The 15035-nt window shown below is 60.4% G+C and carries 13 protein-coding genes and 1 pseudogene; 7 read left to right on the plus strand and 7 right to left on the minus strand.

Annotation, left to right across the window (positions count from 1 at the left end):
* From WH7805_RS08135 to WH7805_RS08145, 3 genes are all read left to right on the plus strand, one after another.
* Positions 1-3200 (plus strand): efflux RND transporter permease subunit (locus tag WH7805_RS08135; protein ID WP_006042571.1); only part of this gene is annotated, 3200 nt, incomplete at its 5' end.
* Positions 3175-4134, plus strand: a complete 960-nt coding sequence (locus tag WH7805_RS08140; RefSeq protein WP_006042572.1) for an alpha/beta fold hydrolase — start codon at positions 3175-3177, stop codon at positions 4132-4134. The genes WH7805_RS08135 and WH7805_RS08140, both read left to right, overlap by 26 nt.
* The gene (locus WH7805_RS08145; RefSeq protein WP_006042573.1) at positions 4131-5114 is read left to right on the plus strand and encodes a hypothetical protein; all 984 of its coding nucleotides are present in this window, start codon (positions 4131-4133) and stop codon (positions 5112-5114) included. Before WH7805_RS08140 ends, WH7805_RS08145 begins: the two co-directional genes overlap by 4 nt.
* Positions 5115-5135: 21 nt before the next feature.
* On the opposite strand, the gene WH7805_RS08150 is transcribed toward WH7805_RS08145, so the two are convergent.
* The gene (locus WH7805_RS08150; protein ID WP_006042574.1) at positions 5136-6203 is read right to left on the minus strand and encodes an RpoD/SigA family RNA polymerase sigma factor; all 1068 of its coding nucleotides are present in this window, start codon (positions 6201-6203) and stop codon (positions 5136-5138) included.
* Between the two features lie 52 nt (positions 6204-6255).
* Complete coding sequence (gene mgtE / locus WH7805_RS08155; protein WP_156783769.1) at positions 6256-7665, minus strand: magnesium transporter; 1410 nt, start codon at positions 7663-7665, stop codon at positions 6256-6258.
* 137 nt (positions 7666-7802) lie between these two features.
* Between mgtE and WH7805_RS08160 the strand changes: the two genes are divergently transcribed.
* Complete coding sequence (locus tag WH7805_RS08160; RefSeq protein ID WP_038005277.1) at positions 7803-8282, plus strand: glutathione peroxidase; 480 nt, start codon at positions 7803-7805, stop codon at positions 8280-8282.
* On the opposite strand, the gene WH7805_RS08165 is transcribed toward WH7805_RS08160, so the two are convergent.
* Genes WH7805_RS08165 through gyrB form a run of 4 tightly spaced genes read right to left on the minus strand, consistent with a single transcriptional unit; the run spans position 8248 to position 11356 of the window.
* Complete coding sequence (locus WH7805_RS08165) at positions 8248-8664, minus strand: CrcB family protein (RefSeq protein WP_006042577.1); 417 nt, start codon at positions 8662-8664, stop codon at positions 8248-8250. The genes WH7805_RS08160 and WH7805_RS08165 overlap by 35 nt on opposite strands.
* Complete coding sequence (locus WH7805_RS08170) at positions 8657-9058, minus strand: CrcB family protein (protein ID WP_006042578.1); 402 nt, start codon at positions 9056-9058, stop codon at positions 8657-8659. The genes WH7805_RS08165 and WH7805_RS08170 overlap by 8 nt, the downstream gene beginning before the upstream one ends.
* Positions 9051-9389, minus strand: a complete 339-nt coding sequence (locus WH7805_RS08175) for a hypothetical protein (RefSeq protein WP_006042579.1) — start codon at positions 9387-9389, stop codon at positions 9051-9053. Before WH7805_RS08175 ends, WH7805_RS08170 begins: the two co-directional genes overlap by 8 nt.
* Positions 9389-11356 carry a DNA topoisomerase (ATP-hydrolyzing) subunit B gene (gene gyrB, locus WH7805_RS08180; protein ID WP_006042580.1) on the minus strand — a complete coding sequence of 656 codons (1968 nt, stop codon included), beginning with the start codon at positions 11354-11356 and terminating at the stop codon, positions 9389-9391. Before gyrB ends, WH7805_RS08175 begins: the two co-directional genes overlap by 1 nt.
* A 117-nt stretch (positions 11357-11473) precedes the next feature.
* On the opposite strand from gyrB, the gene miaA reads away from it, so the two are divergent.
* Positions 11474-12406: a tRNA (adenosine(37)-N6)-dimethylallyltransferase MiaA gene (miaA, locus tag WH7805_RS08185; RefSeq protein ID WP_006042581.1), complete on the plus strand. Its 933-nt coding sequence runs from the start codon at positions 11474-11476 to the stop codon at positions 12404-12406.
* Between the two features lie 57 nt (positions 12407-12463).
* Entirely contained in the window at positions 12464-13126 is a 663-nt protein-coding gene (gene infC, locus WH7805_RS08190; RefSeq protein ID WP_006042582.1) for a translation initiation factor IF-3, read from the plus strand.
* Here infC and WH7805_RS08195 read toward each other — a convergent pair.
* The gene (locus tag WH7805_RS08195; RefSeq protein WP_038004559.1) at positions 13123-13929 is read right to left on the minus strand and encodes a dienelactone hydrolase family protein; all 807 of its coding nucleotides are present in this window, start codon (positions 13927-13929) and stop codon (positions 13123-13125) included. The genes infC and WH7805_RS08195 overlap by 4 nt on opposite strands.
* 79 nt (positions 13930-14008) lie before the next feature.
* Here WH7805_RS08195 and WH7805_RS08200 point away from each other — a divergent pair.
* Positions 14009-14999 (plus strand): annotated as a pseudogene (locus tag WH7805_RS08200) (GntR family transcriptional regulator).
* Positions 15000-15035 lie beyond the last annotated feature (36 nt).

The raw sequence follows: 15035 nt of genomic DNA on the forward strand, positions 1-15035 counted from the left end.
ACCCTGCCGATCGCCAATCTCCCCAACATCGCCCCGCCCTGATCCAGGTCACAGCCAGTTACGGCGGTGCCAATTCCCTGGTCACCGAACAAGCGGTGACCAATCCGCTTGAACAACAGATCAATGGAGTTCCTGGAGCCTCCTACATCTCCTCTACCAGCAACATGGAGGGGCAAAGCATTATCTCGGTCTACTTCGACGAGACCACCGACATCGACATCGACCAGGTGAACGTGCAAAACCGCGTATCCCTGGCGATGCCCCAGCTTCCCAGCCAGGTGTCGGATACGGGCGTCTCCGTGAAGCAGTCAACCCCTTCGATCCTGCTGGCTTATCAGGTGTCATCGACGGATGGCCAGTTCGATGCGGCCTATCTCAATGGGCTGGTGTATCAACAGCTGTATTACCCCCTGGAACGGGTTCCCGGCGTTGCCACAGTGAACATCCTGGGGGGAACCAACCCCGCCTACTGGCTGTTCATCGACCCCGACAAGCTCGCGGCGAACAATCTCACCGCCAACCAGGTGGTGGATGCTGTGCAGGCGCAGAACACGACCGCCATCGGTGGTCTGGTGGGAGGACCGCCCGCGTCCGGTGACCAGGCCTACACCTACCCGCTACTGGTGCAGAACAACGGCAATCTGCTCAGCCTGGAAGACTTCGAGAATCTGATCATCAGCCGCACCGAAACAGGCAATCTTCTGCTGCTCAAAGATGTGGGCGAGGTGCAATACGGCTTCAACAACTACACAACAGCAGCAGTTGATGTCTCGAACCACGACACGGTCTCCGTGGCGGTGTTCCAGACCCCGGACAGCAATGCTCTGGATGTGGCGAATGCCGTCGTGAAACAGATCGATGCCTTTGCCGCCACCGCGCCTCCAGGCGTGACCGTGTCGCAGGTCTACAACATCGGCCAGTTCATTGAGTCCTCCGTGGAGGGCGTTGTGGATGCTCTCGGCTTGGCGATCGTGCTGGTGCTGCTGATCCTGTTCATCTTTCTGCAGAACTGGAGGGCCACGGTGGTGCCCAGCCTGGCCATTCCAATTTCCCTGGTGGGCACCTTCGCCTTCATCAAGGTGTTCGGGTTCTCCATCAATCAACTCACCCTGCTTGGTCTGGTACTGGCCACAGGCCTAGTGGTGGACGACGCCATCGTGGTGATTGAAGCGGTGTCGAAGAACATCGAATCAGGCATGAAGCCCAGGCAGGCCGCGCTGGCGTGCATGGGAGAGCTGTTCGGCGCCCTCGTGGCCACGGCTCTTGTGCTGATGGCGGTGTTTGTTCCTGTGGCGTTCTATCCGGGAAGCATCGGCATCATCTACCAGCAGTTTGCGCTCACGATCGCCTTTTCAATCGCCATCTCCGCCTTCAACGCCCTCACCTTCTCGCCCATGCTGTCGGGCCTGATCCTCAAACCGGGTGAGACCGCTCCCCCGAAGGGCTGGATCTGGCCCGTGGCCGGAGTGATCGTGGGTCTGGCCTTCGGACGCTTCAGCTCCGCCGCCTTCGGCAACTGGACTTACGTTCTGGGCGTGGTGGTGGGAGGCATCGCAGGGGCGAACCTTTCCTTGATCTTCAGGGTGTTCAACACCAATTTCTCCCGGCTCCAGAACGGCTACGCCCGGCTCATCCGCACCTTGATCAAGGCCCGGCGCTGGGTGATGGTGACCCTGGCCGGCGGCATTGTGCTCACGGTTTTGGCCTTCACGGCCCTTCCCTCAGCGTTCATTCCCGATGAAGACCAGGGCTATCTGGCCGGCTTCTACCAGCTGCAGAACGGTGCATCGCTCAGCCAGACCGAAACAATGGCCAAGCAGATTGCGGCAATCCTCAAAGAAGAAAAGGATGTGCTCAACGCCAACGTGATCAGCGGTTACGGCTTCAACGGGTCCAGCCCCGACCAGGGCACGATCCTGATCGGTCTGAAGCCGCTCAGCGAACGACCTGGTGCAGCGAACAATTCCTTCGCCATCGCTGATCGACTGAACGCCAAGCTCTCGTCATTGAGCAGCGGCTTGGCAGTTGTAGGCCAGCCTCCTGCCGTTCCAGGGTTCTCAGCCCAAGGTGGTTTTTACTTCCAGTTCAACGATCTCACCGGCAATTACAGCTTCAACCAGCTCGATGATCAGGCGCAGACGCTGATCAAGGCCGGAAAAGCCAGCGGTAATTTTTCGAGTCTGTACACCCAGTTCATTCCCAGTGCCCCGGCCTTCGGACTGAAGGTGGATCGGGCCGTGATGGGAGCGCTGAATGTGGATTACAAGGAGGCAATGAGCACGATCGCCGTACTGGCCGGTGGCTCCTACACGGGCCTCACTTACGAGAATGGACAGGTTCGGAATGTGTACGTACAGGCCGGCGAAGAGCAGCGCGACACCGTTGAAAAAATTCTCAGCTATTACGTGAAAAATCGCGATGGCGATCTCATCCAGGTGTCACAGTTCGCCAAGTCGGAACTGTCAAGTGCACCGCCGATCATCAGTCACTACAACCTCTACCGCACCGTTTTGATTCAGGGTGCCCAGGCAGTCGGCAAGAGCTCCGGGCAAGCTCTGAGTTCAATTCAGGCCTTGTTTAAACAAGAGAACTTCAACAACATCGGCTATGCCTTCACGGGCCTTGCCGCCCTGCAACTCTCAGCCGGCAGCGCCAGTGTGCTCGTGTTCGGCTTCGGCATCCTGATCGTGTATCTGGTGCTCTCAGCGCAATACGAGAGCTACGTCACCCCGGTGATCATCCTGATGACCGTGCCCCTGGCCATGCTTGGCGCCCTGGTGTTCCTTGCCATCCGCTCCATCGACCTCAACATCTACGCCCAGGTTGGACTCGTAACCCTGATTGGTCTGGCAGCCAAAAATGGCATCCTGATTGTTGAGGTGGCCGAGCAACACCTCGAGGAGGGCATGAGTGCCAGCGAAGCAGTGATTGCATCAGCTGAATCAAGACTGCGGCCGATCCTGATGACGGCCATCGCTGCTCTCGCGGGCTTTCTACCCCTGGTGGTGGCCAACGGCGCCGGCGCTCAAAGCCAGCAATCCCTGGGCACCGTGATTTTCGGCGGATTGGTGGTCGCCACCGTGCTCTCCCTCGGCGTGGTGCCGCCTTTCTATGTAGTGATCAAGGGTCTGGAAGAACGCTTCTTCGGCAGAAAACAAGGAGACGGTGATGAGGATGAATCCTTTGCCAGTGCCACCTGACTCGGCCCACTGGACCTGGCAGCAGCCCGATGGCTGCGATCTCGATGTGGCCTGGTGCCGGCAGGGCCAAGACAACAGTGCATCGCCGGCGGTGGTGCTGGTGCATGGTTTCGGTGCCAGCAGCGGCCACTGGCGTCACACCATGCCGTCGCTGGCAGAGCGAACCCCCACCTTCGCCCTCGATCTGATCGGCTTCGGCGGCAGCAGTCAGCCAAGGGCCGTGCTGCCCAGCGATCCCGATGCCGACCTCCAAGCACCGAGCGATGAAGCGCTTGTGTATGGCTTCGATCTCTGGGCTGAGCAGGTGGAGGCCTTCTGCCGGCAGATCGTGCAGCGCCCGGTGCTGCTGGTGGGCAATTCGATCGGCGGTGTAGTGGTGCTCCGCGCAGCCCAACGGCTGGGGGTGCACTGCAAGGGCGTGGTACTGATCGACTGCGCCCAGCGGCTGATGGATGACAAACAGCTGGCCAGCCAACCGGCCTGGATGGCTTGGATCCGGCCGTTGCTGAAAGCCCTGGTGAGCCAACGCTGGCTGAGCACAGCCCTGTTCCGCAACGCGGCCAGGCCCCGGGTGATCCGCAGCGTGCTCGGCCAGGCCTACCCGAGCGGAGCCAATGTTGACGACCAACTGGTTGACCTGCTGTACCAACCAACGCAGCGCCCCGGGGCCGCCGAGGCTTTCCGAGGCTTTATCAACCTCTTCGATGACCACCTGGCTCCAGAGCTGCTGGCGAACCTTGAACAGCCGGTGCATCTGATCTGGGGGGAACGGGATCCCTGGGAACCCGTGGCAGAAGCCCGCGATTGGGCTGAGCGCTTTGCCTGCGTCGAATCACTCACGGTGCTTCCTCTGGTGGGACACTGTCCGCACGACGAAGCACCGCAGGCTGTCAACGACCGGTTGCTGGAGATTCTCCAGGCGCAGGGAGCATGACCGACACCACCACGCAGGCCCGCCTGGATCAACTGGCTGTCCAGTGGAACGAAGCGGAAATTCCCCGACCATCCCTCGACCGTTGGCTCGCGCAATTTGAAGCGGACGACTACGGCATCGCCCTGCGGCTGCTGGAGTGCATCGAGATGCACAGCTGGGCCAGGCTGCTGCGTGAATGCCGGCTGCTCCACCAACGGCTTTGCAGGGATCTGGCCAGCGATGGCTTTGACGTGGCCAGCTTCCGTGACATCGACTTCACGCGAGCCTTCGTGTGCAAAAGCGGTGATCTGATTGCCTACGCCTATCGCAAGGCCAACCGCTTGCCAGTGACCTGTTTCCGCAGCATGGAGTCCTTACTGGCCCATCCGCCAGCAGACCACGAACGTCGCGCCCTGGTGGTGCTGGATGACTATATCGGCACCGGATCGCAGTTCCTGTTTCATTTCCTGGCGCGGAAACCGGCCCATCTCAACCTGCTGCAGCGCTACGCCAAGGTGCGGGTCGGGGCGATCGTGGTACACGACGATGCTCGGCACAAATGGAAGTTGCTACAGCACCGCTGCTTCCACGATGTGATGGCCATTGAAGAGCGAGAGCTGGCCTGCATCGATTTCTCTGGCGAACGGGAGCAACTCATCGAGGCCTTGGCTCAGCTCGACTGGACCAATTGCGGATTAGTGGCAGCCCAAAAAGACTTTCCCGTCACCGCCCATCCCTGCCTCACACAAAACGAACGGCGATCCTTGCAGCACTTCCTCAGGAAGCAACAACAAAAGGAAGGAACCGGCACCACCGAATTTCTGTTGGGCCACCACTCATTTTTTTATGGAGCTCCGAACGCTCTAGCCCGAGTGCTCCTCCCCCTGTTCAAACGGGTGGAGGATTTCACCGCTTACGACAGCAGCACTCTGGTGGGATTGCCCGCAGCGATCATCGATTACGACATCGACAATGTTCAGGCAATCTCTTATCTCAGTTGAAATCGAAGCGAGGAGGAATCCTCAGCAAGCGACGTACGCCTCAACTTGATCACTGAGACGGCGCAGTCCAGCGAGACCATCTCGCTCAAGATTGCGAACGCGATCCCGGCTGATTCCGATGACACGGCCGATGCCGGTGAGACTCATCGGCTCCTCACCATCCATCCCATACCGCATCCGCAGCACACGCTCCTGCAATTCAGGCAGTTGGCCCAGCAGATCCCTCAGATCTCCCTTCAGGCACTCGCCCTCCACCTGCTCACTCGGCAGTTCTCCATCGCCAGCCAGCAGATCCAGCAGCTCCGTATCATCTCCATCCCCAACCTTCATCTCCAGGCTCACTGGCTGACGGGCACGGCACATCAGCTCTTTCACCTCATCCTCCGGCAGCTCCACAAACGACGCCAACTCCGTCACTGATGGCGTTCGCCCCAGTTCCTGGCTCAACTCACGCTGACCTTTCTTCAGTTTGTTCAGCATCTCGGTGATGTGGATCGGCAGCCGGATCGTCCGGCTCTTCTCCGCAATTGCCCGGGTGATTCCCTGACGGATCCACCAGTACGCATAGGTACTGAACTTGTAGCCCCGCGTTGGATCGAATTTCTCCACACCACGCACCAGGCCGATCGTCCCTTCCTGGATCAGATCCAGCAGCTCCATATTCCGCTTCGTGTATTTCTTCGCAACGCTCACCACAAGCCTCAAGTTGGCCGCCACCATCCGCTCTTTGGCGCGGCGACCGGCCTGCAACTTGCGCTTCAGTTGCACAGCACTCAATCCCGCAGCCTTGGCCAACTCCGCTGCAAGCACCGCTTCACCACCGCGTTTCTCCTGCAACTCGGCTTCCACGGACTCCAGCTCCATCAGCTCCTGCACCTGACGGCCCAGGGTGATCTCCTGCTGATGACTCAACAACGGCACACGACCGATATCACGCAGGTAGGAGCGCACCAGATCAACATCTGTGCCGGATGGGCGGGACGCAGTCGTCTTTGCAGGACTGCTCTTCGATGACTGATTTTTTGAGGAAACCGTCTGAAGGACGAGTGTCGAAACAGGGACGGAAGCTTCGGCAAGGGCGGGAGCCATAGTGCTTCGTTTAGTTGTGTGAAGCGTACTCCTAAGAAACGTAAACGAGCTCTCAGAAAAGGGTTACCGCCAAGAAATGAGCAGAAATACCTGTGGACTGAAGCAGCTGGGGCATATGCACGAGCAACCACTGCGCTGTTTTCAAATAGATCAGGGTTCCCACCACATCCGTGCAGGTGGTGATGAAGGGTGTGGACATCAAGGCCGGATCCAACCCCATCCGATCGAAGAGCAACGGGAAGCCTGCTCCAGCCGTGGCGGCCAGGGTGGTAATCGCCAGAAGGCTGGTTCCCACCGAAAGGCCCACTAGCGGACTCTCGCCTCGCCACCAGGCAAAGGGCACCACCAAGATCATCATCAGCAATCCCAGCAGCAATCCCGCCGTGGCCTCACGCACGACAGCCTTGATGCGCCCGAGAGAGGCAATGCTCTGGGTGCTCAAGCCGCGGATCACCACAGTGGAGCTCTGAGCGCCCACATTGCCTCCGGTGCCCGCCAAGAGTGGAATAAATGCCGCCAGCAGCACCACCTCTTTAAGCACCTGCTCATTGAGAGCAATCACTTCCGATGTAAAGAAGCTGGCCACCACCAGCACCGACAGCCACACCACCCGGCGCCGGGCCACGGTGAACAGATTGCTCTGGAAATAATCGTCTTCATCCCCGGCTTCCACAGCACCGGCGGCATAAAGGTCGCGGGTGGCCTCCTGCTCGATCACATCGATCACGTCATCCACGGTGACGATCCCCACCAAGCGTCGCTCACGATCCACCACCGGCACTGCCAGAAAGTCGTAACGCTGAATCGCCCGGGCCACGTCTTCCTGATCCGTGTCAGTGCCCACGCTCACCACCTCCCGAGTCATCACATCACCGATCCGGTCTTCAGGGTCGGCTGTGACCAGATCACGTAGCGACAGGATGCCCGTGAGATGACGCTCCCCATCGGTCACATAAAGGCTGTAGATCGTTTCGGTCTGACGCGCCCGGCGTCGAACGATCGTGAGGGCCTGGGCCGCACTGTGAAAATCTTTGAGATCGATGTATTCCGTCGTCATCAGACGGCCGGCGGTTTCCGGGGCATAGCCCAGCAACTGGGCGGTGACTTTGCGCTCCGCAGGACTGAGCTCCGCAAGCAGACGCCGAACCACCTTGGCGGGGAGTTCATCGAACAACCGAACCCGGTCATCCGGAGACATCTCCTCGACCAGCTCCAACACCTCGCCGGAGCGCAGCCGTTCCAGAAGGCTCTGCTGCACCGCTGGATCGAGATACTCGTACACCTCGATCGCTTCATCCTTGCTGAGCAGCCGGAAGGCCAGGGCCTGAAGGGTGCGCGGCAGGCTGCCGATCGCTTCGGCGACGTCCACGGGCTGCACTGGCGCCAGCAGCATTTTGACGCCGTCGTAATTGCCCACGCTGAGCATGGATTCCAGCTGACGGGTCACCACCTCAGCCAGCATCGGATGGGCCAGCGTCGTTCCACTGCCGGCATTGAGAGTGCGGCTGTCCGGTGCTTGATCCATGCCCCGTACCCAGCAAATCCAAGTGTATGTCGATTCCAGAGGGTTATCGTCTGCGCCGAATGCTTCGTTCTGCCATGGCTCCCAGCGTCAGCAACGTGTCCGTCCGTACCCCAGACGGCAGTGAAAAATCCCTCGGCAGCTATGCAGGCCAAGTGCTGTTGATCGTGAATGTGGCCAGCCGCTGCGGATTCACCAAGCAGTACGCCGGTCTGCAGAGCCTGCAGGACACCTTCGGGCCCCGCGGCCTGCAAGTGCTGGGCTTCCCCTGCAACGACTTCGGCGCCCAGGAGCCCGGCACCCTCGACGAGATCAAGAGCTTCTGTTCCACCACCTACGGTGCCAGCTTCGAGCTGTTCGACAAAGTGCACGCCACCGGCAGCACCACCGAGCCTTACACCACCCTCAACCAGACCGAGCCGGCCGGTGATGTGGCCTGGAATTTCGAAAAGTTCCTGGTGGGCAAAGACGGTACGGTGCTTGCACGCTTCAAGAGTGGCGTGGCCCCTGAGGACGCCGAACTCAGCGCTGCGATTGAGGCGGCTCTGCAGGCCTGAGCCAGCGGGCGCTCACGCCGCGGCCAAGCACAAGCCCAAGGGCTGCGCCACCCAGGCCCAGCCCGAGGGTGGCGCCGATCAGACCGATGGCGGCCGCAGCTTGCCCCGCTGCGATCAAACTCACACAATCCACCATCCAGCTGCTGAAGGTGGTGAGCGATCCACAGAAGCCGATCCCGATCAGCAGCTGCAGCCGCGGCCGAAAGGGAAGCCCAAGCAGTAACCCCAGCACAAGCGATCCGAGCACATTCGCCAGCAGGTTGCGATCTGGTGCCAACACCGACAGCTGCCAACGCAACAAAGCCCCGGGAATGGCACCAAGGGCTACCAGCAGCAATTCCTGTATCTCCTGGCGTGCTGTGGGCTGGAATTGTTCAGCCATCAGCCAAGCCCAGGCCGTAGCCAGCACCGGCCACCAACAGACCGGCCAGCACTGAACCGGCCGTGAGCAACAGCGCTTCACCCCACTGGCGGTCCCGCAGGGTGACCAGCACCTCTACAGCAAAGGTGGAGAAGGTACTGAGGCTTCCGAAGAAACCAACGCCGATCAAAAGAATCAACGACGACGTCGAGCCAGGAGGAGTGCAGCGGCCGGACGTCTGCAATCCCAACACAAGGCCCAGAGCGAAGGCCGCCACCAGGTTCACCAGGAAGGTGCCCCAGTGCTTGCGAGGCACCATCGGCTCGAAGTGGTTCACCACCCGCAGACGCAACCAGGCACCGGGAACGGCACCCAGACCCACCAGAAGCGCCTGGGAGGGAACGATGTCAGCCATGAATCCAGCCCCGTTGCCGGTCGGTCACCCCAGGAAACGCTGGATGAGAGGACACCTGCACCTGAATCCAATCGCGGCCATCGGCGCTGCGCCAGTGACGCAACAGCTGCAGGGGGGTACCGATTTCCAAGCGACGCAGCGATGGAGCCGCCAGGCCAGGACCGGCTTGCAACAGACAGTCACTGCCGCTGAGCAGGGGCCCTTCGCCATCCTGACGGCGGATCTGGGGCAGACGCCGTTCGGCTCCACCAGCCGGCAGCGCTGCAGGACCGAGCAGGGCCACACCCAGCAGCCAGCCCCAGCGGAGCACGGAGGAAGCGGAACGCTGCATCAGATATCCAGGGCCGCCATATCGAGCTCGGCGCTGTGGGTTTCGATGAATTCGCGGCGAGGGGCCACCTTGTCACCCATCAGGATCGTGAAGATTCGATCGGCCTCCAGGGCATCCTCAATCTCCACCCGTTTCATGGTGCGAGTGGTGGGATCCATGGTGGTTTCCCAGAGCTGCTTGGGCATCATTTCACCAAGTCCCTTAAAACGCTGGATGTTGTAGTTGGCTTTCTCGCCAAATCCTTCCAGAGTTTTCTGTAGCTCTGATTCGTTGTAGCAATAGGTATGGTTCTTGCCGCGCTCGACTTTGTAAAGGGGCGGGCAGGCGATGTAGATGTAACCACCTTCCACAAGTTCTTTCTGGTAGCGATAGAAGAAGGTGAGCAAGAGGGTGCGGATATGTGCACCATCCACGTCCGCGTCAGTCATGATCACGACCCGGTGATAGCGCAGGTTTTTAACATCAAAATCCTCGCCTTTAATCCCGAGGCCGAGCGCCGTGATCAGGGACTGAATCTCTGTATTCTTATAGATCTTGGCGTCGTCAGTTTTCTCAATATTGAGAATCTTTCCGCGTAGGGGCAGAATCGCCTGGAAGCGTCGATCACGACCCTGTTTGGCCGAACCACCAGCAGAATCACCCTCAACGATATAAATCTCCGATTCGCTGGGATCTCTGGAGCTGCAATCAGCGAGCTTGCCGGGCAGGGTTGAACTTTCCAGAACACTCTTGCGCCTCACCAACTCGCGAGCACGACGGGCTGCTTCGGCAGCATTGAATGCCTGGATCGCCTTCTCCAGGATCATGTCAATCACACCCGGATTGAACTCCAGGTACTGACTCAGAGACTCGCCCACCAGGCTGTCCACAATGCCGCGCACTTCGGTATTGCCGAGCTTGGTTTTGGTTTGACCCTCAAACTCCGGCTCGGGCACTTTCACCGACAGCACAGCCGTGAGGCCCTCGCGGATGTTTTCACCGGCGAGGTTGGAATCCGACTCCTTACGCTTGCCGCGCTTTTTGGCAAACGTGTTGAGCGTGCGGGTGAGAACGGTTTTCAACCCCTCAATATGCGTTCCCCCATCAACCGTTCGAATGTTGTTAGCAAAACCCAGGATGCTGTCGGAATACGCATCCACACACCACTGCAACGCCGCTTCAACAGACACCCCGTCTTTCTCGGCATTCACATAAATGATCTCAGGGTGAAGGGCATCCTTCTCGGCGTTCATGTAGGCGACGTATTCCTTGATGCCGCCCTCGTAGAAATAGATCTCCTCGTGAGGATTGCCCTCGGCATCGCGGGCGTTCTCGCGCTCATCACGGAAAACGATGCGCACCCCACCATTGAGATAAGCCAGCTCGCGCAGACGAGCCGAAAGGGTGGCGTAATCAAAAACGATGCCGACGGTGAAAATCTCAATGTCGGGCTTGAAGCGCACGCTGGTGCCAGTGCGACCTTCCTCCTCGGCCGGCTGGGGCTCGGACACCAGGCTGCCGATCGGAGCACCCCGCTCAAAGCGCTGACGGTGCACCTGGGCCTGACGGCGCACGGTGACGTCCACCCATTCACTCAGGGCGTTGACCACCGACACGCCCACCCCGTGAAGGCCCCCGGATACCTTGTATCCACCGGCGCCAAATTTGCCGCCGGCATGCAGCACAGTAAGCACTGTTTCCAGAGCACTCTTGCCAGTGCGGGGGTGAACATCCGTTGGAATTCCACGTCCGTTGTCGGTGATGCAAGCGGAGCCGTCCTCCCCCAGCACCACCTGGATCTCCGTGCAATGCCCCGCGAGGGCCTCATCCACCGAGTTGTCCACCACCTCATAAACCAGGTGATGAAGTCCACGCGGCCCTGTTGTGCCGATATACATTCCCGGCCGCTTGCGGACGGGCTCAAGGCCCTCCAGCACTTGAATCTGTTCGGCACCGTAGGCCGCTTGAACTTTCGCGGCTTCGCTCATGCGATTTAGGTCGGCCTGACTTCCTGTCAGGCTGAATCTACCACCGGCGTGCCAGAGGCGCTCACAGAGGCCTCTGAGGCGTCATTTTTCCTGGGGGTGCACCCCCTTTGATGTGCGATGCCCCACACCAACTCTGAAACGGAGGGCAGCAGCGATAGCAGTGCTCCCCTCGTGGTGGTGCTGCTTGGCCCCACCGCAAGCGGCAAAACCGCCCTGTCTCTGGAACTGGCGGAGCGGTTCAATCTGGAGATTCTCAACGTGGATTCCCGCCAGCTTTATCGGGAGATGGACGTAGGCACGGCCAAGCCCAGCCCAGACCAGCAGGCGCGCATCCGCCACCATCTGCTCGACCTGCGTGACCCCGACCAGCCCATCACTTTGCAGGAGTTCCAGCAGGAGGCACTGAAGGCTGTGAATCACAGCCTGACCAAGCGTGGCGCCGCTTTTCTAGTCGGCGGCAGCGGGCTCTATCTCAAAGCGCTCACCGGTGGGCTGCGTCCCCCCGCCGTGCCTCCCCAACCGGCACTGCGCCGAGAACTGGCGAATCTGGGCCAACCGGTGTGCCACCAGCTACTGACGTATGCCGATCCAGAAGCGGCCATGCGCATCGCCAGCGCTGATGCGGTGCGTACCCAACGCGCTTTGGAAGTGCTCTATGCCACGGGAGCGCCAATGAGCAGCCAGACCAGTGCCAGCCCACCGCCCTGGCGCGTGCTGGAGCTAGGCCTCAACCCCGCCGATCTGCGACAGCGCATCGGCCAGCGCACCCAGTCGCTTTACAGCGATGGTCTTTTAAAGGAAACGCAACGCCTGCGGGAACGCTATGGCCCCGACCTGCCCCTCCTCCAAACCATTGGCTACGGCGAAGCCCTGCAAGTGCTTGATGGCACTCTGAGCCATCAAGCAGCAATCGCCCAAACCACACGGCGCACCCAGCAATTCGCGAAGCGGCAACGCACCTGGTTCCGGCGCCAGCATCAGCCCCATTGGTTGCCCGATGACAATCCCCTGAGTGAAGCCGGACACCTGATCGAGGCGGGTCTAGGGTGAAGGATGCAACCGCAGCGGGTTCTCTTTCCAACGGCCCGCGGCCCCTTCCCTCACTGAATGCCACCACGTCCCCGTTTTGATCGCCGTGCTCCCGTCCGGGAGCTCCCCAACATCAACGACCGCATCAATTACCCCCAGCTTCGGGTGGTGGATGCCGACGGCACCCAGTTGGGAGTCATCGACCGGGAGAAAGCGCTGGAGGTGGCGCAGGAGCGGGAACTCGATTTAGTGCTGGTCAGCGAGAAGGCCGATCCGCCGGTATGCCGGATCATGGATTACGGCAAATACAAGTTCGAACAGGAGAAAAAAGCCAAGGAGGCCAAGAAGAAATCGCACCAGACCGAAGTCAAAGAGGTCAAGATGCGTTACAAAATCGATCAGCATGATTACGACGTGCGTATTGGTCAGGCCCAGCGTTTCCTGAAAGCTGGCGACAAAGTGAAGTGCACGGTGATCTTTCGCGGTCGGGAGATTCAGCACACCGCTCTCGCAGAAACGCTGCTGCGGCGCATGGCCAAGGATCTCGAGGAACCTGCTGAGATCCAGCAACCCCCGAAGCGGGAAGGCCGCAACATGATCATGTTCCTTACACCGCGGAAGACCCCGCTGGCGAAAAAAGACGACAAAGAGCAGAGCGCCACTAGGGCCGTGCGCACGATCACGGCGCCGCCCCGGCCCACCTCAGCTCGGCTCGCGAGCAAGCCCGGGGGCAACGGCTAACGCCTGAGCGCCTCCAGCAGCACCTGCCAACCCTGCGCAGCAGCCTCCGGCTGATACGCAGCGCGCGCATCACACATGAAACCGTGATCGGCGTCGGGAAAGCTGACGCAACGCAACCTCTCACCGGAGGGATCCGCCTGGCGCAGAGCTGATTCGATGGCATCCCGATCCACCTTGGGGATCAAAGGATCGTCCAAACCGAAGAGACAAGTGAGCTCCCCTTGCACCTGGGGCAGACTGTCCAGGGTGGGCGCACCACCTCCCGGACGGCCCTGCACCACACCGGCACCATAGAAATCGAAGGTTCTGGTTACCTCAGGCAGGGAAGCCATGAGCAGGGCCACATGCCCTCCGAAACAAAATCCCACCACAGTGATCTCCGCCTGAGGATCGTTGAGTTGTCTGCGCAGCCAACTGATCGCGGCCGTTCCATCGGCCAGAAGCGCAGCCGCGGTCGTGGCGATCTTGTGACCACGGCCTTCGGCCAGTTGCATCTCGCCATAGCTCAGATCGAGCTCTGGAGCCGTGCGGGCGAACAGAGGCATCGCCAGAGCAGGCACTCCCGTAGCGGCGATGCGATCAGCCACCGACCTCACCCAGGCGTTGACGCCAAACACTTCGGGCAGAACGAGAACAGCACGTTTTCGCTCCTGATATGACTCAGTTTCGTTACGGTTACGTGCAACCCGACCAACTGCACCTGTTTCGACTCCTGTGGGTGCCCACCAGCAGCGCAAGGGCACAGGCCCGTCATTGACGTAACACCAACCCCGCACTTGAGGCTCAGCCGAAGAAATTGGCATAAGGACACGGACCACCCGGACAATTGTCACCAGGCCATCCTGTCCTTAAGGTGGCCGCATTCAGACCTGGCCCACCGGCGTGCGATTCCACATCCAACAGGAAAGCGACATACCGGCATCGACCCAGCTCTACAACCAGATCTGCTTTGCCATTGCCGCCCGGCACTATCCGCCCGGGACATCGCCTACCAAGCACCCGCCAACTGGCGATGCAGACCGGACTGCACCGCAACACCATCAGCAAGGTGTATCGCCAGCTGGAAACCGATGGAGTGGTGGAAGCCATGGCCGGCTCGGGCATCTACGTGCGCGACCAGCAGAAACCCCGGGAGATCCGCACGCCGATGACGCCACGCAACCGCGGGGTGACAGACCTCGACAGGGAGGTGCGCAAATGCGTTGACGGACTGCTGAACGCCGGATGCACCCTTCAGCAGACCCGGGATCTGCTCACCCGCGAGATCGACTGGAGGTTGCGCTGTGGTGCCCGGGTCTTGGTCAGCACTCCTCGGGAGGACATCGGCGCCTCAATGCTGATCGCTGAGGAACTCGAGCCAAGCCTGGATGTGCCGGTGGAGGTGGTGCCAATGGAGGAACTGGAGAGCGTCCTGGATAGCGCCAGCAATGGCACGGTCGTGACCAGCCGCTATTTCCTCCAGCCCGTGGAAGAACTCGCCAAGCGCCACGGAGTGCGCGCCGTGGCGGTGGACCTCAACGACTTCCGGGCCGAACTAGCGATGTTGAAAGAGTTACGGCAGGGAAGCTGCGTGGGCCTGGTCAGCATCAGCCCAGGCATCCTGCGGGCCGCCGAAGTCATCCTGCACAGCATGCGCGGCAACGAACTGCTGCTGATGACCGCCACTCCAGATGTGGGCAGCCGCTTGCTGGCTCTGCTGCGGGCCTCCAGCCATGTGCTCTGCGATAAGCCCAGCCTGCCACTCGTTGAGCAAAGCCTGCGCCAGAATCGCTCCCAACTGATGCGCATGCCCCAGGTGCACTGCGCCGAGAGTTACCTGAGCGGCGACACGATCGAATTGCTGCGCAAGGAAATCGGTCTGCAAACCGCTTGATGAAGACCAACTGCCAAAATGACGCCCACGAGCGCT

Origin of the sequence: Synechococcus sp. WH 7805, assembly GCF_000153285.1 — a bacterium.
Lineage (GTDB): Bacteria > Cyanobacteriota > Cyanobacteriia > PCC-6307 > Cyanobiaceae > Synechococcus_C.

Bases quoted from the DNA above. Each gene is read 5' to 3' on its own strand.
- WH7805_RS08140 (WP_006042572.1), top strand. From the start codon at position 3,175: ATGAATCCTTTGCCAGTGCCACCTGACTCGGCCCACTGGACCTGGCAG.
- WH7805_RS08145 (WP_006042573.1), top strand. From the start codon at position 4,131: ATGACCGACACCACCACGCAGGCCCGCCTGGATCAACTGGCTGTCCAG.
- WH7805_RS08150 (WP_006042574.1), bottom strand. From the start codon at position 6,203: ATGGCTCCCGCCCTTGCCGAAGCTTCCGTCCCTGTTTCGACACTCGTC.
- mgtE (WP_156783769.1), bottom strand. From the start codon at position 7,665: ATGCTGGCTGAGGTGGTGACCCGTCAGCTGGAATCCATGCTCAGCGTG.
- WH7805_RS08160 (WP_038005277.1), top strand. From the start codon at position 7,803: ATGGCTCCCAGCGTCAGCAACGTGTCCGTCCGTACCCCAGACGGCAGT.
- WH7805_RS08165 (WP_006042577.1), bottom strand. From the start codon at position 8,664: ATGGCTGAACAATTCCAGCCCACAGCACGCCAGGAGATACAGGAATTG.
- WH7805_RS08170 (WP_006042578.1), bottom strand. From the start codon at position 9,058: ATGGCTGACATCGTTCCCTCCCAGGCGCTTCTGGTGGGTCTGGGTGCC.
- WH7805_RS08175 (WP_006042579.1), bottom strand. From the start codon at position 9,389: ATGCAGCGTTCCGCTTCCTCCGTGCTCCGCTGGGGCTGGCTGCTGGGT.
- gyrB (WP_006042580.1), bottom strand. From the start codon at position 11,356: ATGAGCGAAGCCGCGAAAGTTCAAGCGGCCTACGGTGCCGAACAGATT.
- miaA (WP_006042581.1), top strand. From the start codon at position 11,474: ATGCCCCACACCAACTCTGAAACGGAGGGCAGCAGCGATAGCAGTGCT.
- infC (WP_006042582.1), top strand. From the start codon at position 12,464: ATGCCACCACGTCCCCGTTTTGATCGCCGTGCTCCCGTCCGGGAGCTC.
- WH7805_RS08195 (WP_038004559.1), bottom strand. From the start codon at position 13,929: ATGCCAATTTCTTCGGCTGAGCCTCAAGTGCGGGGTTGGTGTTACGTC.